The sequence below is a fragment of the Streptomyces sp. NPDC001889 genome (assembly GCF_053594535.1).
This window is the reverse complement of the sequence record NZ_JBSFER010000001.1, coordinates 344,040-367,456: the sequence shown is the minus strand read 5'-3', so window position 1 is coordinate 367,456 and position 23,417 is coordinate 344,040. Positions and strand designations below refer to the sequence as shown.

16 protein-coding genes and 1 pseudogene are annotated in these 23,417 nt (G+C 74.4%); 15 read left to right on the top strand and 2 right to left on the bottom strand.

The features are described 5' to 3' along the window. Nucleotides 1-147 precede the first annotated feature (147 nt). From ACWCRA_RS01690 to ACWCRA_RS01630, 13 genes and pseudogenes are all read left to right on the top strand, one after another. Nucleotides 148-3,516 (top strand): AfsR/SARP family transcriptional regulator, encoded by a 3,369-nt coding sequence (locus ACWCRA_RS01690; protein WP_451066588.1) that lies wholly within the window; start codon nt 148-150, stop codon nt 3,514-3,516. Nucleotides 3,517-3,616: 100 nt separating this feature from the next. Further along, nucleotides 3,617-4,030 carry a cell division protein SepF gene (locus ACWCRA_RS01685; protein ID WP_351558877.1) on the top strand — a complete coding sequence of 138 codons (414 nt, stop codon included), beginning with the start codon at nt 3,617-3,619 and terminating at the stop codon, nt 4,028-4,030. A gap of 54 nt (nt 4,031-4,084) precedes the next feature. After that, nucleotides 4,085-5,299 (top strand): AAA family ATPase, encoded by a 1,215-nt coding sequence (locus ACWCRA_RS01680; protein ID WP_351558878.1) that lies wholly within the window; start codon nt 4,085-4,087, stop codon nt 5,297-5,299. Nucleotides 5,300-5,412: 113 nt separating this feature from the next. Then, complete coding sequence (locus ACWCRA_RS01675; RefSeq protein WP_451066624.1) at nt 5,413-5,754, top strand: nucleotide pyrophosphohydrolase; 342 nt, start codon at nt 5,413-5,415, stop codon at nt 5,752-5,754. A gap of 199 nt (nt 5,755-5,953) precedes the next feature. After that, nucleotides 5,954-6,442: pseudogene (locus ACWCRA_RS01670) on the top strand (DUF6099 family protein); the annotation flags it as partial. A gap of 343 nt (nt 6,443-6,785) precedes the next feature. Further along, nucleotides 6,786-7,709, top strand: a complete 924-nt coding sequence (locus tag ACWCRA_RS01665; RefSeq protein ID WP_351558880.1) for an LLM class F420-dependent oxidoreductase — start codon at nt 6,786-6,788, stop codon at nt 7,707-7,709. A 5-nt stretch (nt 7,710-7,714) separates the two neighbouring features. Continuing rightward, a complete protein-coding gene (mmuM, locus tag ACWCRA_RS01660; protein WP_451066587.1) occupies nt 7,715-8,629 on the top strand; it encodes a homocysteine S-methyltransferase in 915 nt (304 codons plus the stop codon). 607 nt (nt 8,630-9,236) lie between these two features. Then, nucleotides 9,237-10,739: a 3' terminal RNA ribose 2'-O-methyltransferase Hen1 gene (locus tag ACWCRA_RS01655; protein WP_451066586.1), complete on the top strand. Its 1,503-nt coding sequence runs from the start codon at nt 9,237-9,239 to the stop codon at nt 10,737-10,739. Further along, nucleotides 10,736-13,321, top strand: a complete 2,586-nt coding sequence (locus tag ACWCRA_RS01650) for a polynucleotide kinase-phosphatase (protein WP_451066585.1) — start codon at nt 10,736-10,738, stop codon at nt 13,319-13,321. The genes ACWCRA_RS01655 and ACWCRA_RS01650 overlap by 4 nt, the downstream gene beginning before the upstream one ends. Before the next feature lie 143 nt (nt 13,322-13,464). Then, entirely contained in the window at nt 13,465-14,697 is a 1,233-nt protein-coding gene (locus tag ACWCRA_RS01645; protein WP_451066584.1) for an arginine deiminase, read from the top strand. Nucleotides 14,698-14,965: 268 nt separating this feature from the next. Next, nucleotides 14,966-15,970 carry an ornithine carbamoyltransferase gene (gene argF / locus ACWCRA_RS01640; RefSeq protein ID WP_451066583.1) on the top strand — a complete coding sequence of 335 codons (1,005 nt, stop codon included), beginning with the start codon at nt 14,966-14,968 and terminating at the stop codon, nt 15,968-15,970. 103 nt (nt 15,971-16,073) lie between these two features. Next, entirely contained in the window at nt 16,074-16,901 is an 828-nt protein-coding gene (locus ACWCRA_RS01635) for an enoyl-CoA hydratase family protein (protein ID WP_351556461.1), read from the top strand. Beyond that, on the top strand, nt 16,898-19,183 hold the full coding sequence (locus ACWCRA_RS01630) for a bifunctional salicylyl-CoA 5-hydroxylase/oxidoreductase (protein ID WP_451066582.1): 2,286 nt from the start codon (nt 16,898-16,900) through the stop codon (nt 19,181-19,183). The genes ACWCRA_RS01635 and ACWCRA_RS01630 overlap by 4 nt, the downstream gene beginning before the upstream one ends. A 31-nt stretch (nt 19,184-19,214) precedes the next feature. On the opposite strand, the gene ACWCRA_RS01625 is transcribed toward ACWCRA_RS01630, so the two are convergent. Further along, nucleotides 19,215-20,021 (bottom strand): PaaX family transcriptional regulator, encoded by an 807-nt coding sequence (locus tag ACWCRA_RS01625; RefSeq protein WP_351556466.1) that lies wholly within the window; start codon nt 20,019-20,021, stop codon nt 19,215-19,217. A 9-nt stretch (nt 20,022-20,030) separates the two neighbouring features. Continuing rightward, the gene (locus ACWCRA_RS01620) at nt 20,031-21,695 is read right to left on the bottom strand and encodes an AMP-binding protein (protein WP_451066581.1); all 1,665 of its coding nucleotides are present in this window, start codon (nt 21,693-21,695) and stop codon (nt 20,031-20,033) included. Between the two features lie 109 nt (nt 21,696-21,804). Between ACWCRA_RS01620 and ACWCRA_RS01615 the strand changes: the two genes are divergently transcribed. Together ACWCRA_RS01615 and ACWCRA_RS01610 are read left to right on the top strand one after the other, a co-directional pair. Next, on the top strand, nt 21,805-22,986 hold the full coding sequence (locus tag ACWCRA_RS01615) for an acyl-CoA dehydrogenase family protein (RefSeq protein WP_451066580.1): 1,182 nt from the start codon (nt 21,805-21,807) through the stop codon (nt 22,984-22,986). After that, entirely contained in the window at nt 22,983-23,381 is a 399-nt protein-coding gene (locus ACWCRA_RS01610; RefSeq protein ID WP_351556475.1) for a RidA family protein, read from the top strand. Before ACWCRA_RS01615 ends, ACWCRA_RS01610 begins: the two co-directional genes overlap by 4 nt. Nucleotides 23,382-23,417 lie beyond the last annotated feature (36 nt).

Below are 23,417 nucleotides of genomic sequence, written 5' to 3'. Positions count from 1 at the left end.
CCCGCCTTCAACCCGGGCAGACTGGCAAACTCTCAGGGACTACCGGCCACAGCCTGGCCATGACCTTGCCATCCGCTTGCCACCAGCCAGGCGATTGCAGAGGATGCAGGGCATGACCGATGGATGCCTTGCATGAGCGATGGGGGAATGCGGTTTCGCATTCTGGGGGGCCTGGAATGGCACCGCCAGGGTGTTTCGCTGAAGATCGGCCGCCGCCGGGAGAGACTGCTGCTCGGGCTGCTGCTGCTCGACATCGGCCGGGTGGTCCCCTCCAACCGGCTGATCGACCTGCTGTGGGACGAGAGCGAACCGCCGACGAGCGCCCGGGGCAGTCTCCAGGTGCATGTCTCGCGGCTGCGCGGGCGATTCATGGAGGCGGAGGCCGAGCGCCACGGCTTCGTGCTGAACAGGGCCAGCGACGGCTACCTGGTGGAGGGCGACCCGCTCGCCGTCGACCTGCACCGCTTCCGCTCCCTGGTGCAGCGCGCGGAACGCAGCGAGGACGCCGGTGAGCGGCTCGGTCTGATGGAGCGTGCCCTGGGGGACTGGGGCGGGCCCGTGCTCGCCGGAACCGCGTCCGACGGACTGGTCCGCAGGCTCGGCACCGGCTTCGACGAGCTATACCTTTCGGCCATAACCCAGCGCGCCGAGGCGCGGCTCGCCCTCGGCGAACGGGGACTCGTACTGGAGGAGCTGGCGCGGGCGACGGCCGAGCACCCGCACCACGAGCGGCTCGCCATGCTGCGGATGATCGCGCTGTACCGGGCGGACCACCGGGGTGAGGCGCTGGAGGTCTACAACGAGACCCGGACGCGGCTCGCCGAGGACCTCGGTCTCGACCCGGGCGCCGATCTGCGCGGCGTCCACGGCCGCATCCTGCGCGCCGACACCTCGCTGCTCGACCCGGACACCGTGCCCGGCCAGGACCGCGGCACCGCGGCCGAGAGGACCGAGCACCAGGGCCCGCCGGCCCGCGGCCGTCCGCCCGGTGACCATCCGTCGGCGCACTCCCCGCCCGGCGGCGAGCCGGACCGCGACGACTCCGCCCGGCCCTCGCATCCGGGCACCGACACGTCGCCCGAGGCCGAGAGCGTGCAACGGCTCTCCCGGACCGGGGCGTTCATCGGCCGCGCGCACGAACTGGGGCAGCTCACCGGGCTCGCCGCCGGCGCGCGCGGCGGCTCGGGCGTGGTGATGATCGTGGGCCCCGCGGGCAGCGGCAAGACCGCGCTGGCCCTCCAGTGGTGCCGGGGGGCCGAGGAGGCGTTCCCCGACGGGCAGCTCTTCCTCGACCTCCGGGGCCACAGCGACGAACGGCCCATGAGCCCCAAGGAGGCCCTGTCCGGCATGCTGAGGGCGCTCGGCACGCCGTACCAGGACATTCCCTGCGAGTCCCATGAGATGACCGAGCTGTACCAGCGCACCCTGGCGGGCCGGCGGGTGCTCATCGTCCTCGACAACGCCGAATCCGCCGACCAGGTACGGCAGCTGCTGCCGTACGAGGACGGCTGTCTGGCCCTGGTCACCAGCCGCAACCGCCTCGGCGCGCTGATCGTCAGCCATGGCGCGGCGATGCTGCCGCTGCGCCCGCTCGCCTCCGACGAGGCCGAGGAGCTGGTCCGCCGTGTCGTCGGGGAGGACCGGGCCGCCGCCGAGCCCGAGGCGCTCGCCGAACTCGTCACCATCTGCGGCCGGACCCCGCTCGCGCTGCGGATCGCCGCCGCCAACCTGGCGCTGCGCCCCGACTTCCGGATCGCCGACCACGTCCGGGATCTGCGCTCGGGCAACCCCCTGGAGAGCCTGGCCGTCGCGGGCGACCCCGACTCGGCCGTCCGCAGGGCCTTCGAACTGTCCTACCGGCGGCTCGATCCGGAGGCCGCGGCGGCCTTCCGCATGCTGGGGCTGCTCCCGGGCCCCACCACGACCGTCCCCGCCGTCGCGGCCCTGCTGGGCCGCGGACCGGAATCCGCGTCCCCGCTGCTGGACCGGCTGTTCGCCGAGCACCTGGTGGAGCGGCACGACCAGGAGCGGCTGCGGCTGCACGATCTGATCTGGTGGTACGCCCGGCTCCTGGTGGACGCGGAGAAGTCGACGGCCACCCACCGGGAGGGCCGCCGCCGGCTGCTCCACTGGTACGCCGTCTCCGCGGACTCCGCGGCCCGCTGTCTCTACCCGCAGATACTGCGGCTGGACGTCGACGAGCTGGGGCCCTACGCCTGCCAGGCGTCCTTCACCGAACCCCAGCAGGCCGCGGCCTGGTTCGACGCCGAACACGTCGACCTCGTCCGGCTGATCGAGGCGGAGGCGGAGACCGGCACCGAGGGCGACGCCTGCCCGGCCGTCTGGATTCTCGCGGACGCCCTGCGCGGGTACTTCTGGCTCCGCCGCAACGCCGAGACCTGGATCGCGGTCGCCACCCTCGCCCTGCGCGCCGCCCACCAGGGCGGCGATGTCCGGGGCCAGGCAGCCGCCCATCAGAGCCTGGGCCTCGCCACCTTCACCAAGGGCGATCTGGAGCTGAGCCGCAGCCACTTCGAGCAGGCCATCGAGCTGGCCCGGCGGGCCGGCTGGGGGGTGTGCGAGTCGGTGGCGCTCTCCAACCTCGCGGGGGTCTCCGCCGATCTGGGGCTGCTGAGCCAGGCCGCCGAGTACTACGACCAGTCGATCACGATCAACCGCCGGCTGCGGCGCACCCCGCACCAGCCCCTCCAGGGCCTGAGCGAGGTCCTCTACGGCATGGGGCGGCTGCGGGAGGCGGAGCGGCTCTGCCGCAGGGCCCTGGCCATCTCCCGGAAGCTCTCCGCGCCGGACAGCATCGCCCGGATCAGCACCACCCTGGCGCTGATCTCCGTCGACCTCGGCGAGCTGGAGACCGCGCACGAGCTGGCCACCGCCTCCCGCAAGGGCTTCCAGGCCATCGGGAACCTCGCGGGCGAGGCGGAGGCGGTCTGCGCCCTCGCGATGATCGCGGCCGAGGGCGGCGACGGCCCCGCCGCCCTGCGGTCCGCGCTCGGCGCCGTCCGGCTGGGCCGGACGGCGGGCCGGCCGCGGCTCAAGCTGGAGGCGATGCTCGCCATGGGCCACGCCCGCTACCAGCTCGGCCGCTACGAGAGGGCGTACGAGCACTTCCGTATCGCCCGCCGGATCGCCGAGGAGATCGGCTATCTCAAGGGCCGCACCATGGCCCTGCTCGGACTCGGGGTCTGCGCGGCGCGGTTCGGCCGCCCGCTGGAGGCGCTCTGCCACGCGGGGGCGGCCCTCGCCCTCGCCCAGGAGTCCCAGCTGCGGCTGCTGGAGGGGCAGGCCCAGACGGTCGTCGCCCTCGCCCAGGCCTACCGGGGGGACATGGTCGCGGCGGGGCGGGCGGCGCGCCAGGCGGAGGCCATCCACATGGCGACCGGATACCGGCCGGTGCACTCGCCGTTCGGGGCGCCGGTCGCCGGTCCCGACCCGGTGGAGGGCCGGCAGGGCTTCCACCGCTGGGAGTCGGTGGCGGCGGGCGAGCCGCAGATGTGAGCCCGCGGTCCTGTCCGGGCCGGGCCGGCGGAGGAGGATTGATGCCGGCCGGTCCGTGTCGCAGTTGGGCTGAACGGGTGAGGGAGGCGAGGATAGGCGTATGAGTAGGTACGAGAGGTACGACGTCACCGACGAGCAGTGGGAGGGCCTGGCGCAGGTCGTCCCGTTGCGCGGCCGTAACGAGTGGCCGTCGCGGGTGGACCACCGCGCCGTCCCGGGAGACAGCGCGGCCGAGAACCGTCGGATGGTCGTCCTGCGGGTGCGGGTCTTCTCGGACGCGCGCGATGTCGCCGAGTACCTCATCGCACAGATTCCGGTGCTCCTCGATCTCACCAGCGCGGACGCCGATGTCGCCAAGCGCATCCTGGACTTCAGCAGCGGGGTCGTCTTCGGACTCGGCAGCGGAATGCACCGCGTCGACCGCAATGTCTTTCTGCTCGCCCCCACGGGCACCGAGGTCGACGGAATCGCCGAGGCCACCGACACCTTCACCCGTCATATCCCCCGTTCGTAGGAAGGGCGCGGAGACGGAACGGTTCGGCTCCCGCCCGCTGCGTACCGTCCGGCCATGGACAACCGCCCCCTGCCCGGCAACGTCTCCCCCCGCCCCGGCAGTTCCCCGTCCGCCGGCACCGGCGACCCCGCGTCCCCGGTGCCGGCCGGCGCCCTTCTCCGCCCCGCCGTCACCGAACTGCGGCTCTCCGCCTTCGGGCCGCACCGGGGCACCACGCTCCCCCTCACCGCGCTCACCCTGCTCACGGGGCCCAGCGGCAGCGGCAAGTCCAGCGCTTTACAGGCGTACGAGGCGCTGGCGCGGCTGGCCGGCGGCAGCGGCCTCGGCCCCACCTTCCCCGACCCCGGGCGCTGGGTCCCGGAGCGGTCGGGGAGCGACGATCAGGGGAGGCGGGGATTCCGGATCGGCTGTACGGCGGACGGGCCCGCCGGAGCCGTCCGGCTCGATCTCGCCGTCCAGACCGAGCCCGCGCTGCGGATCGTGGGCGAGCGGCTGACCTGCGGCGGACGCACCCTGCTGAGCACGGCGCTGCGCGATCCCCGGCGGTCGTCGGTGGAGGCCGCCTGGCACACCGCCGGATCGGGGCGGGTGACCCGGGCGCCGCTGCCCGACGACCGGCTGGGCACCGCGCTGCTGCCGCTGCGCGTGGCGGGCCGGACCGAGGGCCAGTTACAGGTGCTCGCGGCGGCGGAGCAGACGGTGGTGGCGCTGCGCTCGGCCTTCGTCTGCGACCCGCAGCCGCACGGGATGCGCGGGCCGGTGCCCCTGGGCGACGGCCGGCTCCGGCGCGGCTGCGACAACCTCGCCGAGGTGCTCCACCGCACCCGTGAGCAGTGCGCGCGACGCCATGCCCGGCTGACCGCGGCGGCCCGCGCGGGATGCGCGGGCGCGGTGGCGGGGCTGACCGTCGAGGAGCTGGCGAACGGGAGGGTACGCGCGCTGCTGGCGCGGGACGCCGGCCGCCGGGCCACTCCGCTGGACCGGCTCGGCGACGGCGAACTCCGCTATCTGGCGCTGGCGCTGGTGCTGCTCACCGGGCCCGGGGTGCTCGCCGTGGACCGGGCGGCGGAGGTCCCGGAGGCGCGCCAGTCGCTGACCGTCCTGGCGGACGGCTTCGACCGCTGTCTCGATCCGGCACAGGCGCGCGCCCTGGTGGCCCTGGCGGCACAGACGGCGGGCCGAGGCCATGTGCGGCTCATGGGAGCGGTCTCCGACGCGTCCTTCGCGCGCGGGGTCGACGGGGTGCGGGTGGTAGATCTGGTGCCGTGACGAGCATGGACGGACAGCGCAGTGGTGACGGACCGGGCGCGCGGCCCCGGCCGGAGGAGACGGGCCCGGTGGGGCCGGAGAGCGGAGGGGGCGCGGTGCGGGGTGCGGACGCGGTGAGGGGAGCGGGTCCCGGAGGCGGGCTCGATGTGGCGGGGCTCCAGCACCGGCTGACGGAGTTCGCGGCGGCGCGGGACTGGGGGCAATACCACACGCCGAAGAACCTCGCGATGGCACTCGGCGTCGAGGCGGCCGAACTGGTGGAGATCTTCCAGTGGCTGACGCCGGAGCAGTCGGCGCGGGTGATGGACGCCGAGGAGTCCGCGCACCGGGTCCGGGACGAGGTCGCCGATGTGCTGGCGTATCTGCTCCAGTTCTGCGCGGCGCTCGGCGTGGACCCGCTGGAGGCGCTCTCGGACAAGATCGACCGCAATGAGATCCGCTTCCCGGTGACGTGAGTTCGGGGTGGGAAAGGGGGGAAACCGGGCCCCTTCTCCTCATCGATCAAGGAATTGTCACTCTATGGAGTTACGGATCTTTCCACAGTCGACTTGCTGTCCACAAATTCCCGAATTCCTCTGGCGTTTGGGCTCAATAAGCCTCACTCTGGGTAATGAACTGAGTGGGCAGTAAGTCTTACGAACGGGGGCGCCGTTCATGGATGCGGAGCGACTCATCTTTGCCAGCCGGCACGCGTTGGCCCAGAGCCGGTCAGTGCCGGAGATCGTGGCGGAGGCATGGCAGGCACAGGCCCTGGCCCAGGCGATCGGCGGCCGGCTCGCGGTGTACGGACCACCGGAGCTCAGGGGCGAGGCGCGCGGGCTCAGCGAGACCGGGGGCCGGGGGGTGGGAGCGCTGGACCACCCCGGGGTGCGCAGCGGAGGGATCAGAGCGGCTCAGCTCTCCGGTCTCGCCGACACCCGGGGGACCCTCCTCGGCCTCGGGGTGCTCCTCGGCGATGTGGGCATTGCCCTCGTCGGGGTCGCGTGCGCCACTGACGAGGAGGGGCTGTACTGGCAGTGCGTCGAGGCGGTGGACGCGGCGGACGAGTCCAACGACCGGGTGCGCGGCATGCTGCGGAAGCTCGCCGTGCGGGACGCGGGCAGGCCGCCCGACGCGCGGAGCAGAGCGGGTCCGGCGGGCGGCGGATGGGCCGCCCGGCCGGTCGCGCAGCGGGCACAGGGGGCCCCGGGGCCCTCCGGTGACCGCGGCGCACCCCGGCCGGCCGAACCGCCCGGAGCGCCGGGTGTCCAGGGCGCCCGTGGCCCGTCCGCCTCCGCCCTGGCGCTGGAGATCCCGAACGTGGCCGGCTCGGCCGCGGGTCCGTCATGAGCCGGGGCGGGCGCGGGGCGGCTGTCCGGGGCCGGTCACCGGGAGCGGTGCGCGGCCCGCCGCCGCACCGCGTCACGGCCCGGCGGCCCCTGCCCGGCCCGGGGCCCGGCGGCGGGCCCGGCGGGGCGAAGGGCGGGCGACGGTGCAGGATGGAGCCATGGATCTCCGCATCTTCACCGAGCCCCAGCAAGGGGCGAGCTACGACACCCTGCTCACCGTGGCCAAGGCCACCGAGGACCTCGGCTTCGACGCCTTCTTCCGCTCCGACCACTACCTCGCCATGGGCTCCGCCGACGGTCTGCCCGGCCCGACCGACGCATGGATCACCCTCGCCGGCCTCGCCCGGGAGACCCGGCGCATCCGGCTGGGCACCCTGATGACCGCGGGCACCTTCCGGCTGCCCGGCGTGCTCGCCATCCAGGTGGCCCAGGTGGACCAGATGTCCGGCGGCCGGATCGAGCTGGGCCTCGGCGCCGGATGGTTCGAGGAGGAGCACAAGGCCTACGGCATCCCCTTCCCCAAGGAGAAGTTCGCCCGGCTGGAGGAGCAGCTCGCGATCGTCACCGGGCTGTGGGCCACCGGGACCGGTGACACCTTCTCCTACGACGGCACCCACTACCAGCTCTCCGGTTCCCCGGCGCTGCCCAAGCCCGCGCAGAGCAGGATTCCGGTGCTCATCGGCGGCCACGGCGCCACCCGCACCCCCCGGCTGGCCGCCCAGTACGCCGACGAGTTCAACATCCCCTTCGCGTCGATCGAGGACAGCGAGCGGCAGTTCGGCCGGGTCCGGGCCGCCGCGGAGAGCGCCGGGCGCGCCCCCGGCGACCTGGTGTACTCCAACGCGCTGGTGGTCTGCGTCGGCAGGGACGAGGCGGAGGTGGCCCGCCGGGCCGCCGTCATCGGACGGGAGGTGGACGAGCTGAGGACCAACGGTCTGGCGGGTTCGCCCGCCGAGGTCGTCGACAAGATCGGCCGCTATGCCGCGACCGGATCGTCCCGGATCTATCTCCAGGTGCTGGACCTGGACGATCTGGACCATCTGGAGCTGATCTCCGCCCAGGTCCAGTCCCAGCTGGGCTGAGCGCGGTGCGCCCGGGCCGGCCGCTCGCCGCGGCGCTGGACGAGGGGCCCCTCGTCCTGGACGGCGGGCTCTCCCACCAGCTGGCGGCGCAGGGGTGCGATCTCTCCGGCGGGCTCTGGACGGCGCGGCTGCTCCTGGACGACCCCGGGCAGCTCCTGGCCGCCCACACCGCCTGGGCGCGGGCGGGGGCGAGGGTGCTCACCACCGCCTCCTACCAGGCCGGCTTCGAGGGGTTCGCCCGGCGGGGGATCGGGCGCGCCGAGGCCGCGGGCCTCTTCGCCCGCAGCGTCTCCCTGGCACGGGAGGCCGGTGAGCGGGCCGGGGCCGAGGTGTGGGTGGCGGCCTCGGTCGGGCCCTACGGCGCGGTGCTCGCCGACGGCAGCGAGTACCGGGGGCGGTACGGGCTCTCGGTGCGGGAACTGGAGCGCTTCCACCGGCCCCGGATCGAGGCCCTCGCGGCGGCGGGCCCCGATGTGCTCGCCCTGGAGACGGTGCCCGACACCGACGAGGCGGAGGCTCTGCTCGCGGCGGCCGAGGGGTGCGGGGTGCCGCTCTGGCTCTCGTACACCGTCGCGGGGGAGCGCACCCGGGCCGGGCAGCCGCTCGCCGAGGCCCTGGGGGTGGTGGCGGGCCGGGACCAGGTGATCGCCGCGGGGGTGAACTGCTGCGATCCGGCCGACGCGGATGGCGCGGTCGCCCTCGCGGCGGCGGTGACCGGTGGAGTGGGGGTGGTGTACCCCAACAGCGGGGAGCGGTGGGACAGCGCTGCGCGCCGCTGGCGGGGGAGGGCTTCCTTCGACCCCGGGATGGCTCCGGGGTGGGGTGCGTCGGGGGCCCGGCTGATCGGTGGCTGCTGCCGGGTCGGCCCACGGGAGATCGCCGCCCTCGCCACCCACTTCCCGCGCCCCCACCCGGGGTGACCCTCTCCCGGTCAGCCCCGGCCCGCCCGGGGGGTCCCTCCGGGAGGCGGCTCTGGGAAGTGTGAGGACGGACCCTGGTCAACAGGACCCCGCACCCTGCGGGCCACGGTCGGGGGCCGGCCCCCGAACCCCCGCTCCTCAATCGCCGGAGGGGCTGGGGTGGTGCTGCTCAGTCGCCGGGGGGCTGGGGTGGTGTGCCTCGCCCGCCGGAGGGGCTGGAATGTGTGCCTCGGTCCGCCCGGAAGGGCTGGGTTTCGTGCCTCAGCTCGCCCGGAGGGGTGGGGGTGGTGCCTCCTGATCGTCGGGGAGGGGCCGGGGTGGCGCCTTCCGCGCGTCGGGGAGGGCTGGGTGGGTGGGCTCCAGCACCGGTTAGTGGGGGGGCTCCTCAAGTGGCAGTGAGGGCTGAGGTGGTGGGCAATCAAGCCGGTGAGAGCCGGTGGGTGCTCCTCAAGTGCCGGGAGCACCGGGTCGGCGCAGCCCGTAGCGGCGGCGCCTCAGAGGGCGTCGGTCGAGGGGGTTTCCAGCGTGCCCGGTTCTGGCGGGGCGGGCGGGGGCGCGCGGTGGAAACTGCGTGGTCGGGAGCGGTCAATCCGGTGATACTCGGACGGTGTTCCTGACCATCAGCACCACCGGCACCCCCGAGCGCCCCGCCACCGACCTCGGATTCCTGCTGCACAAGCACCCCGACAAGGCGCAGCGCTTCTCCACCGCGCACGGCACCGCGCATGTCTTCTACCCCGAGGCCTCCGCCGAGCGCTGCACCGCCGCGCTGCTGCTGGAGGTCGATCCCGTGGCGCTGGTGCGCCGCGGGAAGAGCGGGGGCGGCACGCCCGACGCGGCACTCGCGCAGTACGTCAACGACCGCCCCTACGCGGCGTCCTCACTGCTCGCCGTCGCGATGAGCGGCGTCTTCAGGAGCGCCCTGCGGGGTGTCTGCGCCGCGCGCCCCGAGCGCGCCGGGGCCCCGCTGCCGCTGCGGGTGGAGATACCCGCGATGCCCGCGCGCGGCGGTGCGGAGCTGGTGCGGAAGCTGTTCGGGCCGCTGGGCTGGAGCACGGTCGGCGCGGAGCCGGTGGCGCTGGACGAGCGCTTCCCCGAGTGGGGCGAGTCCCGCTATGTCCGGCTGGTGCTGGAGGGCGAGCTGCTGCTCGCCGACGCGCTGCGGCAGCTCTATGTCCTGCTCCCGGTTCTCGACGACGCCAAGCACTACTGGGTCGCCCCCGACGAGGTCGACAAACTGCTGCGCGCCGGCGAGGGCTGGCTCGCCGGCCACCCCGAGCAGAAGCTGATCACCAGCCGCTATCTCGCCCGCCGCTGGGGCCTGACCCGGCAGGCGATGGAGCGCCTGGAACTGGTCCGCCTCGCCGAGGCGGACGACCTCGGGGTCGAGGACCTGGACAACGCCGTCGACGAGCGCACCGACACCGAGGAGAAGCCGGTGCCCCTGGCCGAACAGCGGCGTGCGGCGATCCTCTCCGTGCTGCGCGACCACGGCGCGAGCCGGGTGCTCGACCTGGGCTGCGGACAGGGCCAGTTGGTGCAGGCGCTTCTCAAGGAGACGCGCTTCACCGAGGTGGTCGGCGTCGATGTGTCCGCCCGGGCGCTGGCCGTCGCCGCCCGGCGGCTGCGGGTCGACCGGATGGGCGAGCGCCTGGCCGCGCGGCTGACCCTGCTCCAGGGCTCGCTCGCCTACACCGACAAGCGGCTGGCCGGCTATGACGCCGCCGTGCTGAGCGAGGTCGTCGAACATGTCGACCCGCCCAGGCTGCCCGCGCTGGAGTACGCGGTGTTCGGCGCGGCCCGGCCCGGGACCGTCATCGTGACCACGCCCAATGCCGAGTACAACGTCCGCTGGGAGAGTCTGCCCGCGGGCCGGGTCCGCCACAGCGACCACCGCTTCGAGTGGACCCGCCGGGAGTTCCGGGAGTGGTCGGCGGCGGTCGCCGGGCGGGAGGGCTACACGGTGGAGTTCCTGCCCGTGGGGCCCGACGACCCCGAGGTGGGCCCGCCCACCCAGATGGCCGTCTTCACCCGCGCCACCCCCGCCGACCGGCCGGCTCCGGCCCCTGCCCCGGCGGAGAACAAGAAGAAGGAGGAGAAGGCGGCATGACCACCACGACCGACACCACCACCACCACCGCACCGGCGAAGCGCCTGCTCCCCGTCACCGACCTGTCCCTGGTCGTCCTGATCGGCGCCACCGGTTCGGGCAAGTCCACTTTCGCCGCCCGGCACTTCAAGCCCACCGAGGTCATCTCCTCCGACTTCTGCCGGGGCCTCGTCGCCGACGACGAGAACGACCAGAGCGCGAGCGGCGACGCCTTCGACGTCCTGCACCACATCGCCGGCAAGCGGCTCGCCGCCGGCCGGCTCACCGTCGTCGACGCCACCAGCGTCCAGTCCGAGAGCCGCCGTCAACTGGTCCGGCTGGCCCGGGAGCACGATGTGCTGCCCATCGCCATCGTGCTCGACCTCCCCGAGGAGGTGTGCGCCGAGCGCAACGCCCGGCGCCCCGAGCGGGCCGGGATGCCCCTCCACGTCATCCGCCGCCACCGCCGCGAACTCCACCGCTCCCTGCGCGGACTGGAGCGCGAGGGCTTCCGCAAGGTGCACATCCTGCGGAGCGCGGAGGAGGCCGAGTCGGCCGAGGTCGTCCTGGAGCGCCGCTACAACGACCTCACCCACCTCACCGGCCCCTTCGACATCATCGGTGACATCCACGGTTGCAGCTCCGAGCTGGAGACCCTGCTCGGCCGGCTCGGCTACACCGACGGCGTCCACCCCGAGGGCCGTACCGCGGTCTTCGTCGGCGACCTCGTGGACCGGGGCCCCGACAGCCCCGGCGTGCTGCGCCGGGTGATGTCCATGGTCGCGGCGGGCAACGCGCTCTGCGTGCCCGGGAACCACGAGAACAAGCTCGGCCGTTACCTCAAGGGACGCAAGGTCCAGCACACCCACGGTCTCGCCGAGACGATCGAGCAGCTGGAGAAGGAGGACGACGCCTTCCGCGCCCGGGTGCGGGAGTTCATCGACGGCCTCGTCAGCCACTACGTCCTGGACGGCGGCGGGCTGGTCGTCTGCCACGCCGGCCTGCCCGAGAAGTACCACGGCCGCACCTCCGGCCGGGTCCGCTCCCACGCGCTGTACGGGGACACCACCGGCGAGACCGACGAGTTCGGCCTGCCCGTGCGCTACCCCTGGGCGGAGGAGTACCGGGGCCGGGCGGCCGTGGTCTACGGCCACACCCCCGTGCCCACCACCTCCTGGATCAACAACACCCTCTGCCTGGACACCGGAGCCGTCTTCGGCGGCCGGATGACCGCGCTGCGCTGGCCCGAGCGCGAGCTGGTCGACGTACCCGCCGAGCGGGTCTGGTACGAGCCGGCCAGAACGCTGTCCGGCGAGGCGCCGGGCAGCCGTGAGGGACGGCCGCTGGACCTCGCCGATGTGCGCCGGCGCGCCGTGGAGACCCGTCACATGGCCCGTGTCGGCGTCCGTGAGGAGAACACGGCGGCGGCGCTGGAGGTCATGAGCCGGTTCGCGGTCGACCCCCGGCTGCTCCCCTATCTGCCGCCGACGATGGCCCCCACCGCCACTTCCCGGGAGCCCGGCTATCTGGAGCACCCGGCCGAGGCCTTCGCGCAGTACCGCGCGGACGGGGTCGGCCGGGTGGTGTGCGAGGAGAAGCACATGGGCTCGCGCGCCGTGGCGCTGGTGTGCCGGGACGCCGGGGCCGCGCGGGAGCGGTTCGGTGTCGACGGGCCGACCGGTGCGCTCTACACCCGCACCGGCCGCCCCTTCTTCGACGACCCCGAGGTCACCGAGGAGATCCTCGGCCGGCTCCGGGCCGCCGTCGGCGCCGCCGGCCTCTGGGTCGAGCTCGCGGCCGGCGGCGCGGGTGCGGCCGGCGGCGGCTGGCTGCTGCTCGACGCCGAGCTGATGCCCTGGTCCCTCAAGGCGCGCGGGCTGCTGCGCTCGCAGTACGCGGCCGTCGGCGCGGCGGCGGGCGCCGTCCTGCCCGGCGCCGTCGCCGCCCTGGAGGCCGCCGCGTCCCGGGGTGTCGAGGTCGCCCCGCTGCTCGCCGCCCAGCGCGGGCGCGCCGTTGACACGGCCGCCTTCACCGAGGCGTACCGGCGCTACTGCTGGCCCACCGAGGGCCTGGAGGGCGTACGGCTCGCTCCCTTCCAGATCCTGGCCGCGCCCGGCCGCGCGCTGACGGACGTACCGCACGACACCCAGCTGGCCTGGCTGGACCGGCTGGTGGAGCACGACCCCACCGGGCTGCTCCAGGTCACCCGCCGGCTCGTGGTGGACACGGGAGACGGGGAGTCGGTGCGGTCCGGCACCGACTGGTGGCTGGAGATGACCGCGCGCGGCGGCGAGGGCATGGTCGTCAAGCCGCTCAGGCCGCTCACCCGCGACGGGAAGGGCCGGCTGGTCCAGCCGGGCGTCAAGGTCCGGGGCCGGGAGTATCTGCGGATCGTCTACGGCCCGGAGTACACCCGCCCGGAGCATCTGGAGCGGCTGCGCGCCCGGCATCTGGGCCACAAGCGCTCGCTGGCGCTGCGGGAGTACGCCCTCGGTCTGGAGGCGCTGGACCGGCTGGCCGGCGGGGAGCCGCTGTGGCGGGTCCACGAAGCGGTCTTCGCCGTTCTGGCGCTGGAGTCCGAGCCGGTCGACCCCCGGCTCTGAACCGCGCGGGCGCGCCCCCGCTCACGGCCGGGGGCGCGCGTTCGGTGTAGAGAGCGCCCCGGCGCGGGATACGAGGGGGTACCGGCGGGGAACGCCCCGCCGTCCGCCGAGTGAAGCGCGCGCCGCGCGGTGAGGATGGGGACATGGGATTCCACGTCGACTCCGAGACCGGGCGGCTGCGCCGGGTCGTACTCCACCGGCCCGATCTGGAGCTGAAGCGCCTCACCCCGAGCAACAAGGACACACTCCTCTTCGACGATGTGCTCTGGGTGCGCCGGGCCCGGCAGGAGCACGACGGGTTCGCGGACGTGCTGCGCGACCGGGGCGTGGAGGTGCATCTCTTCGGCGATCTGCTCCGCGAGTCGCTGGAGATCCCGGAGGCGAGGAAGCTCGTCCTGGACCGGGTCTTCGACGAGAAGGAGTACGGGCCGCTCGCCACCGACCACCTCAGAGCCGCCTTCGACGAGATGCCCACCCCCGATCTGGTGGAGGCGCTGGTCGGCGGTATGACCAAGCGGGAGTTCCTGGCCCATCACCCCGAGCCGACGTCGGTCCGGTTCCATGTGCTGGACCTGGACGGCTTTCTGCTCGACCCGCTGCCCAACCACCTCTTCACCCGGGACACCTCCGCCTGGATCTACGACGGGGTCTCCATCAACGCGATGCGCTGGCCGGCCCGGCGGCGCGAGACCGTCCACTTCGAGGCGATCTACAAGCACCATCCGCTCTTCACCGGCCCGCTCGCCGGTGACTTCCACCACTGGTCGGAGGGGCAGGACGACTATCCGTCCACCATCGAGGGCGGCGATGTGCTGGTGCTCGGCCGGGGCGCCGTGCTGATCGGAATGAGCGAGCGCACCACTCCGCAGGCGGTGGAGATGCTGGCGCGGGGGATGTTCGCGGCGGGCTCGGCGCGCACGATCGTGGCGCTGGACATGCCCAAGCGGCGGGCCTTCATGCACCTCGACACGGTGATGACGATGGTCGGCGCGGACACCTTCACGCAGTACGCGGGCCTGGGGATGCTCCGCTCGTACACGATCGAGCCCGCCGAGGGCGCCCAGGGGCTCAGGGTGAGCGACCATCCGCCGGAGCAGATGCACAGCGCCATCGCCGCCGCGCTGGGGATGAAGGAGATCCGGGTGCTGACCCCGACCCAGGATGTGCACGCGGCGGAGCGGGAGCAGTGGGACGACGGATGCAATGTGCTGGCCGTCGAGCCGGGCGTGGTGGTGGCCTATGAGCGTAATGTCACGACCAACACCCATCTGCGCAAGCAGGGCATCGAGGTGATCGAGATCCCGGGGAGCGAACTGGGGCGGGGGCGGGGCGGCCCGCGCTGCATGAGCTGCCCCGTGGAGCGCGATCCGGTGTAGGGCCGCACCCGGACCGGACCGGGGCGGTGTGGACCGGTACGGACCGGACCGGGACAGTGCGGGACAGTGCGGGACAGTGTGGGACGGGACGGGACGGGGCGGGGCGGGGATCGGGCCGCGGACGCCCGGGCCCCGGCGCGCGCCCCTGGGCGGCCGGTGTCTCCGCGCTCCGGCCGGTCCCGGGGCAGCCCGATGCCTCTGTATATCAATGTGGCCTTCCGTATACACTTCCATAGGTCACCGCATCCGCAACGCAGGAGCAGCCACCATGGCGATACATCTCGAAGGCCGCCACTTCCTCAAAGAGCTGGATTTCACGGCCGGGGAGTTCCGCGGCTTGATCGAGCTGGCCGCCCGGCTCAAGGCCGCCAAGCGAGCGGGGGCCGAGGAGAGGCTGCTGCGGGGCAGGAACATCGCGCTGATCTTCGAGAAGGCGTCGACCCGGACCCGCTGCGCCTTCGAGGTCGCGGCGGCCGACCAGGGCGCGTCGACCACCTACATCGACCCGGCCGGCTCCCATATCGGCAGCAAGGAGTCCGCGAGGGACACCGCGCGCGTCCTCGGCCGGATGTTCGACGCGATCGAGTTCCGGGGGGACGCCCAGTCCACCGTGGAGGAGCTGGCCCGGTACGCCGGGGTCCCGGTCTACAACGGCCTCACCGACGACTGGCACCCCACCCAGATGCTCGCCGACCTGCTCACCATGACCGAGCACTGCGCCAAGCCGCTCCAGGAGACGGCGTACGCCTACCTCGGCGACGCCCGCTTCAACATGGGCAACTCCTATCTGGTCACCGGCGCGCTGCTCGGCATGGACGTACGGATCGTGGCGCCGCGCGCGTACTGGCCCGCCCAGGAGGTCGTGGACCGGGCCCGGGAGCTGGCCGCCGCCAGCGGGGCGCGGATCACCCTCACCGAGGACATCGCGGCCGGGGTCCTCGGGGCGGACTTCGTCGCCACCGACGTCTGGGTGTCGATGGGTGAGCCCAAGGAGGTCTGGGACGAGCGGATCGCCGCACTGCGCCCGTACGCCGTGACCATGGACGTGCTGCGGGCCACCGGCAACCCCGGAGTGCGGTTTCTGCACTGCCTCCCGGCCTTCCACGATCTGGCCACCACCGTCGCCCAGGAGATCCACCAGCGCCACGGCCTCACCGAGCTGGAGGTCACGGACGAGGTCTTCGAGTCGGAGCACTCGGTCGTCTTCGACGAGGCGGAGAACCGGATGCACACCATCAAGGCGGTCCTGGTCGCCACCCTGGCCCGCCCCTGAGCGCTCCCGGGGGCTCCGGCTTGTCGCGCACTCGTGACGGCAGTCATATTCTGGTGATAACTTCATCAGGGGCTCACCGCCGCCCCGAGGGAGGCCAGGTGCGATGAGCCCGTTCCCCAGCTCGGCGAGGCACACGGAGGAGTGGCGCCATCTGCGGCTCACCGTCCGCGACGGTGTCGCCACGGTGACCCTGGACCGCCCCGGGAAACTCAACGCGCTGACCTTCGGCGCGTACGCGGATCTCCGCGACCTCCTCGCCGAACTGGCCCGGGAGCGGAGCGTGCGCGCGCTGGTGCTCGGCGGGGCGGGGCGCGGATTCTGCTCCGGCGGGGACGTCGACGAGATCATCGGCGCCACCCTCGCCCTGGACACCGCCGCGCTCCTCGACTTCAACCGGATGACCGGACAGGTGGTGCGGGCGCTGCGCGAGTGCCCCTTCCCCGTGATCGCCGCCGTCCACGGTGTCGCCGCGGGCGCGGGCGCCGTCCTCGCCCTCGCCGCCGACTTCCGGATCGCGGACCCCACCGCGCGTTTCGCCTTCCTCTTCACCCGGGTCGGGCTCTCCGGCGGGGACATGGGCGCGGCCTATCTGCTGCCCCGCGTCGTCGGCCTCGGCCACGCCACCCGGCTGCTGATGCTCGGCGAACCCGTCGGCGCGCCGGAGGCCGAGCGGATCGGACTGCTCAGCGAGGTGACCGGGGAGGGCGGCGCCGACGCCCGCGCCGCGGAACTGGCCGCCCGGCTCGCCGCGGGCCCGGCCCTCGCGCACGCGCAGACCAAGGCCCTGCTCACCGCCGAACTGGACATGCCGCTCGGCGCCGCCCTGGAGCTGGACGCCGCCACCCAGGCCCTGCTGATGACGAGCGAGGACTACGCGGAGTTCCACGCGGCGTTCACCGGGAAGCGCGCCCCGGTGTGGCGGGGCCGGTGACCCCGCCGCTCCGGGTCGCCGTCGTCGGTGGCGGGCCCGCCGGGCTCTACGCCGCCGCGCTGCTGAAGCGGCTGGACCCGGCGCGCGAGATCACCGTCTGGGAGCGGGGCGCCCCCGACCGCACCTTCGGCTTCGGAGTCGTCCTCTCGGACGAGACCCTCGGCGGCATCGAGCGCGCCGACCCGGTCGTCCACTCAGCGCTCCGGCGGGAGTTCATCCGCTGGGACGACATCGACATCGTCCACCGGGGCCACCGGCTGACCTCCGGCGGCCACGGCTTCGTCGCCCTCGGGCGCGCGCGGCTCCTGGCGGTGCTCCACGCCCGCTGCGCCGACCTCGGCGTACGGCTCCGCTTCCGCGCCCCCGCCCCGCCCGCCGCCGCGCTCGCCCGCACCCACGATCTGGTCATCGCCGCCGACGGCGCGGGCAGCGCCACCCGCCGGGCCCACGCCGACGCCTTCGGCCCGAGGATCACCACTCACCGCAGCCGCTATGTCTGGCTGGCCGCCGACTTCGCCCTCGGCGCCTTCCGCTTCGAGACCGCCGAGACCGAACACGGCGTCGTCCAGCTCCACGGCTACCCCTACGCCCCCGCCGCCAGCACCGTCATCGTCGAGATGCGCGAGGAGGTCTGGCGGGCCGCCGGCTTCGCCGGCCTCGGCGAACGGGCCGGGCCCGAGACCCTGCGCCGCTGCGCCGCCCTCTTCGAGGACGCCCTGGGCGGCCGGCCCCTGCGCGCCAACGACTCCGCCTGGACCCCCTTCCGCACCGTCGTCAACGAGCACTGGTCCAACGGCCGCACCGTCCTGCTCGGCGACGCCGCGCACACCGCCCACTTCTCCATCGGCTCCGGCACCAAACTCGCCGTCGAGGACGCCCTCGCGCTCGCCGCCGGGATCGGGGAGCACCCCACGGTGGAGGAGGCGCTCGCCGCGTACGAGGAGGAGCGCCGCCCGGTCGTCGAGTCGGCGCAGCGGGCCGCCACCGCCAGCCTGCGCTGGTTCGAGGAGCTGGGCGGCGCGCTCGACCGGCCGCCCCGGCAGTTCGCGTTCGGCCTGCTCACCCGCAGCCGCCGGGTCACCCACGGCAATCTGCGGCTGCGCGACCCCGCCTTCACCGAAGCCGTCGAGCGGGAGTTCGGCTGCCCGCCCGGCACACCGCCGATGTTCACCCCCTTCCGGCTGCGCGGGCTGCGGCTGCGCAACCGGGTCGTGGTCTCGCCCATGGACCTGTACTCGGCGGCCGACGGGGTCCCCGGCGACTTCCACCTCGTCCATCTGGGCGCCCGGGCGCTCGGCGGGGCCGGTCTGGTGATGACCGAGATGGTCTGCGTCAGCCCGGAGGGCCGGATCACCCCCGGCTGCGCCGGGCTGTGGACCGATGGACAGGCCGCCGCCTGGCGGCGGGTCACCGCCTTCGTGCACCGCCGCGCGCCCGACACCGCGATCGGTGTCCAGCTGGGCCACTCCGGCCGCAAGGGCTCCACCCGGCTGATGTGGGAGGGCATGGACGCCCCGCTCCCCGAGGGCAACTGGCCGCTGCGGGCCGCCTCCCCGATCCCGTACCGCCCCGGCGTGAACCAGATACCGCACGCCCTGGACCGGGCCGGGCTCACCGCCGTGCGGGAGGAGTTCGCCGCCGCCGCCCGGCGCGCCGCCGGCTGCGATTTCGACCTCCTCGAACTGCACTGCGCCCACGGCTACCTGCTCTCCGGCTTCCTCTCCCCGCTCACCAACCGGCGCACCGACGCCCACGGCGGCGGGATCGAGGGGCGCCTCCGCTTCCCGCTGGAGGTCTTCGACGCGGTACGGGAGAGCTGGCCGGCCGACCGGCCCATGACCGTCCGGATCTCCGCCACCGACTGGGCGCCCGGCGGCACCACCGCCGAGGAGTCGGTGGAGATCGCCCGCGCCTTCGCCGCGCACGGCGCCGACGCCATCGATGTCTCCACCGGACAGGTCGTGCCCGACGAGCGGCCCGAGTACGGGCGCTCGTACCAGGTGCCCCACGCCGACCGGATACGCACCGAGGCCGGTGTCCCCGTGATCGCGGTCGGCGCGATCTCCTCCTGGGACGACGTCAACTCCCTGCTTCTGGCGGGCCGCGCCGATCTGTGCGCGCTCGCCAGGCCCCATCTGTACGACCCGCACTGGACCCTGCACGCGGCGGCCGAGCAGGACCACACCGGGCCGGGCGCGCCCTGGCCGCCGCCCTACCGCGCGGGCAGCCGCCCGCCCCCGACGGGCCGCAGGGACGCCCCGAGACCGAGGCTCGCCCTCTGACCGGGGCCGGCCCCGGTCCTGGTGGGCGCGCTCACCGCCGGGTGAACGCCTCTCCCGCGTCCCTCAGCAGCTCGTGCAGGGCCCCGAAGACCTCCGCCGAGCGGCCCCCCGGCCACCCCTCGGGCAGCAGCTCCATCGGCAGCCCCGGGTCCGCGTACGGCAGCCGCCGCCAGGAGTCCAGCGCGAGGAGGTAGTCCCGGTACGCCTCCTCCGGCTCGGGCCGGCGCCCCGACAGCCACCCCCTGAGGACCGGCTCCCGCGCGTCCAGGAACTCCGTGTGCCGCTTGGCGACGGCGCCCAGATCCCACCAGGCGGCCACCGCCTCCGCCGTCGCCGCGAACCCCAGGTGCTCGCCCCGGAACAGCTCCACATAGGGGTCGAGCCGGAGCCTGCGCAGGGTGTGGCGGGTCTCCTCGTACAGCCGCGCCGGCGCGATCCACACCCCGGGCGCGGCGGTGCCGAAACCGAGCCGTCCGAGCCGGGAGCGCAGCAGATGGCGCTTGCTCCGCTCCGCCTCCGGCACCGAGAAGACCGCGAGGACCCAGCCGTCCGAGAGCAGCGGCGTCGCCCGGTCGTAGATCCGCCGGTCGCCGTCCTCCAGCATCTGCCGCGCGTCGGTGGAGAGCGCGTACCCCGCGGCCCCGTCCGCCGACCGCCCGGCCACGAGCAGCCCCCGGCGCTTGAGCCGCGACACCGACGACCGCACGGACGGGGCGTCCACCCCGAGCGCGGCCAGCAGCCGGATCAGCTCGGCGACCGGCACCGGCCCGGGCCGTTCGCGTCCGTAGGCGCCGTAGAGGGTGACGATCAGGGAGCGGGGGGAGTGCTGGTCGGCCACGTGATCACCTTAGGGCCCCCCGGGGTTCCGCAGACGGAAGCGCTGGAGCTTGCCGGTGGGGGTGCGGGGGAGGGCGTCGAGGAAGACGAACTCGCGGGGGCACTTGTACGGAGTGAGGCGGGCCCTCACCCAGTCGGTGAGCGCGGCGGCGGTGGCGTGCCCGGGCTCGGCGTCCCCGCGGAGCACCACACAGGCCACCACGCGCTGCCCCCGCCGCGCGTCCGCGCGGCCGATCACCGCGGCCTCCGCCACGCGGGGGTGCCGCAGCAGCACCTCCTCCACCTCGGGGCCCGCGATGTTGTGACCGGCGGAGATGATCATGTCGTCGGCGCGGGCGACATAGCGGAAGCAGCCGTCCGCCTCCCGGACACAGGTGTCGCCGGTGAGGTTCCATCCGTCCCGGACGTACTCCGTCTGCCGGGGGTCGTCCAGATACCGGCAGCCGACCGGGCCGCGCACGGCGAGCAGCCCGGGCACCCCGTCCGCGACGGGCCTGCCCGCACTGTCCACCACCCGCGCCTGCCAGCCGGGGACCGGGAATCCGAGGGTCCCGGGGCGGCCGGTGTCCCCGGTGGTCGAGAGGAAGATGTGCAGCAGCTCGGTGGCGCCGATGCCGTTGACGATCCGGAGGCCGGTGCGGTCCCGCCACTCCCGCCAGGTGGCGGCGGGCAGATGCTCACCGGCCGACACACAGCGCCGCAGCGACCGGAGGTCGTACGACTCCAGCGCGCCACCGGGCCCGCCGGCACCGGACCCGTCGGCGCCGCCGGGCGGGCCGGTCGCCGCGAGCATCGCGCGGTACGCGGTCGGCGCGGTGAAGAGGACCGAGACCCGGTGCGCGGCGATCGCGGCGGGCAGGTGCCGGGGCCCGGCCTCCTCCAGCAGCAGCGCCGACGCGCCCACCCGCAGCGGGAAGACCACCAGCCCGCCCAGACCGAAGGTGAACCCCAGCGGCGGGCTCCCGGCGAAGACGTCGTCCGGCTCCGGCCGCAGCACCCGCGCGCAGAACGTGTCCGCGACGGCCAGCACATCGCGGTGGAAGTGCAGACACCCCTTGGGGCGCCCGGTGGTCCCGGAGGTGAAGGCGATCAGCGCGATGTCGTCGGCCGCCGTCCCCACGGCGCGGTACGGCGCGGCCGGCGCGCTCTCCGCGAGCCGCAGCAGATCCCCGGGGGAGTCCCCGCCGAACGGGGTGATCCGCAGCCCCGGCACCCGGGCCGCCACCAGTTCCCCGAGCGAGCGGGCGTCGCAGAGGGCGTGTCCGACGGAGCCGATCCCGCACACCGAGGCCAGCTCCCCGGCCCGCTGCCCCGCCAGTACGGTGACCGCCACCGCGCCCGCCTTCATCACCGCCAGCCAGCAGGCCGCGAGCCAGGGCGTGGTGGGGCCGCGCAGCAGCACCCGGTTGCCGGGGACCACCGCGAGCCGGGTGGTGAGGGTGTGGGCGATCCGGTCGACCCGCTCGCGCAGCTCCCCGTACGTCCACACCGCCCCGTCCGCGGTGCGGAAGACGGGCCGGCCGGGGCCGAGGCGGCCGATCGTCCCGTCGAGCAGTTCGGAGCCGCAGTTGAGCCGCTCCGGGGAGGGCGTCCCCAGGATCACGGGCCACTGCCCGGGCGGCGGGAGACGGTCTCTGGTGAAGGTGTCGAGGTGGGCCGAGGGTGTCAGCTCCATGGTTCGCCCCTTCTGGTGGTGGGGTCGTGCAGGGAGCGTATCGTTACCGTGACGACAGTCAACGGTCCGCGATAAATGCTCGGTCGGCATCTCAGGAGTGGGGGCACGAATGCCCGTATTCTCGCTCGATCCGGAACAGACCGCCCGGTGCGCCGGGCTGCGCGCCCTGGCCGCCGACACCCTGCGCCCGCTCGCCGAACGGGGCGAACCCGGCCGGGTGAACCGCCCGCTGCTCGCCGCCCTCGGCGAACGGGGACTGCTGCGCGAGCTCTTCGGCGCCGGCGCGCTGGACCTCTGTCTGCTCCGCGAGTCCCTCGCCCACGGCTGTACGGAGGCGGAGACCGCCCTCGCCCTCCAGGGCCTCGGCACCACCCCCGTGCTCCGCTCGGGCACCGACGCCCAGCGGGCCCGCTGGCTCCCCGAGGTGACCGCGGGCCGCGCCGTCGCCGCGTTCGCCCTGACCGAGCCGGACGCCGGCTCCGACGCGGCGGCCCTGGCGCTCGCGGCCGTCCCCGAGCGGGGAGCCGGCTGGCGGCTCACCGGCGAGAAGTGCTGGATCTCCAACGCGCCCGAGGCCGACTTCTACACCGTCTTCGCCCGCACCACCCCCGGGGCCCGGGCCCGCGGAATCACCGCCTTCCTCGTGCCCGCCGACCGCCCCGGGCTGACCGGCGCCCCGGTGGAGATGCTCTCCCCGCACCCCATCGGCACCCTCGCCTTCGACGGGGTGCCGGTCACCGCGGCGGATGTCATCGGCGCACCCGACCGGGGCTTCCCGGTCGCCCTGGAGACCCTCAACCTCTTCCGTCCCAGCGTCGGCGCGTTCGCCGTCGGCATGGCGCAGGCCGCCCTGGACGCCACCCTCGACCACACCGCCCGCCGCACCGCCTTCGGCGGCCCTCTCGCGGAACTCCAGTCCGTCGCCCACCAGACCGCCGAGATGGCCACCCGCGTCGAGGCGGCCCGGCTGCTGGTCCTCTCCGCCGCGGCGGCCCATGACGCGGGCGCCGCCGATGTGCCGGCCCGCTCCGCGATGGCCAAGCTCTTCGCCACCGAGACCGCGCAGTACGTCGTCGACGCCGCCGTCCAACTCCATGGCGCACGGGCGCTGCGCCGCGGACATCTCCTGGAACATCTGTACCGTGAGGTGCGCGCGCCCCGGATCTACGAGGGCGCGAGCGGAGTCCAGCGCTCGATCATCGCCAAACAGCTGTACGCGGCCCGCACGGCCCACACGGCCTGTGCTTCACAGGTCACCGCCACCCCGCAGCCGTACGGGAAGGACAGATGAGCCTCCACCGCCACAACCCCGCCGACCTGCCCGCCCCCTCCGGCTTCTCGCACGCGGTCACCGCCACCGGCTCCCGGCTGGTCCTGCTCGCAGGCCAGACCGCGCTCGACCTGGACGGGGCGGTGGTGGGGGAGACACTCCCCGAGCAGTTCGAGACCGCGCTCGCCAACCTCCTCACCGCCCTGGCCGCCGCCGGCGGGGCACCCCACGACCTCGCCCGGGTCACGGTGTACGCCACGGATGTCGCCGACTACCGGGCCCAGGCGCCCGAACTCGGCCGGATCTGGCGGCGGCTGGCGGGCCGTGACTACCCCGCGATGGCCGTCATCGGTGTCGTACGCCTCTGGGACACCCGGGCGCTGGTGGAACTGGACGGGATGGCCGTACTGCCCTGAGCCCCCCGGCGGGTGCTGCCTCGGGCACGCCGGGGG

Bases quoted from the DNA above. Each gene is read 5' to 3' on its own strand.
- ACWCRA_RS01690 (WP_451066588.1), top strand. From the start codon at position 148: ATGCGGTTTCGCATTCTGGGGGGCCTGGAATGGCACCGCCAGGGTGTT.
- ACWCRA_RS01685 (WP_351558877.1), top strand. From the start codon at position 3,617: ATGAGTAGGTACGAGAGGTACGACGTCACCGACGAGCAGTGGGAGGGC.
- ACWCRA_RS01680 (WP_351558878.1), top strand. From the start codon at position 4,085: ATGGACAACCGCCCCCTGCCCGGCAACGTCTCCCCCCGCCCCGGCAGT.
- ACWCRA_RS01665 (WP_351558880.1), top strand. From the start codon at position 6,786: ATGGATCTCCGCATCTTCACCGAGCCCCAGCAAGGGGCGAGCTACGAC.
- ACWCRA_RS01650 (WP_451066585.1), top strand. From the start codon at position 10,736: ATGACCACCACGACCGACACCACCACCACCACCGCACCGGCGAAGCGC.
- ACWCRA_RS01645 (WP_451066584.1), top strand. From the start codon at position 13,465: ATGGGATTCCACGTCGACTCCGAGACCGGGCGGCTGCGCCGGGTCGTA.
- argF (WP_451066583.1), top strand. From the start codon at position 14,966: ATGGCGATACATCTCGAAGGCCGCCACTTCCTCAAAGAGCTGGATTTC.
- ACWCRA_RS01635 (WP_351556461.1), top strand. From the start codon at position 16,074: ATGAGCCCGTTCCCCAGCTCGGCGAGGCACACGGAGGAGTGGCGCCAT.
- ACWCRA_RS01620 (WP_451066581.1), bottom strand. From the start codon at position 21,695: ATGGAGCTGACACCCTCGGCCCACCTCGACACCTTCACCAGAGACCGT.
- ACWCRA_RS01615 (WP_451066580.1), top strand. From the start codon at position 21,805: ATGCCCGTATTCTCGCTCGATCCGGAACAGACCGCCCGGTGCGCCGGG.
- ACWCRA_RS01610 (WP_351556475.1), top strand. From the start codon at position 22,983: ATGAGCCTCCACCGCCACAACCCCGCCGACCTGCCCGCCCCCTCCGGC.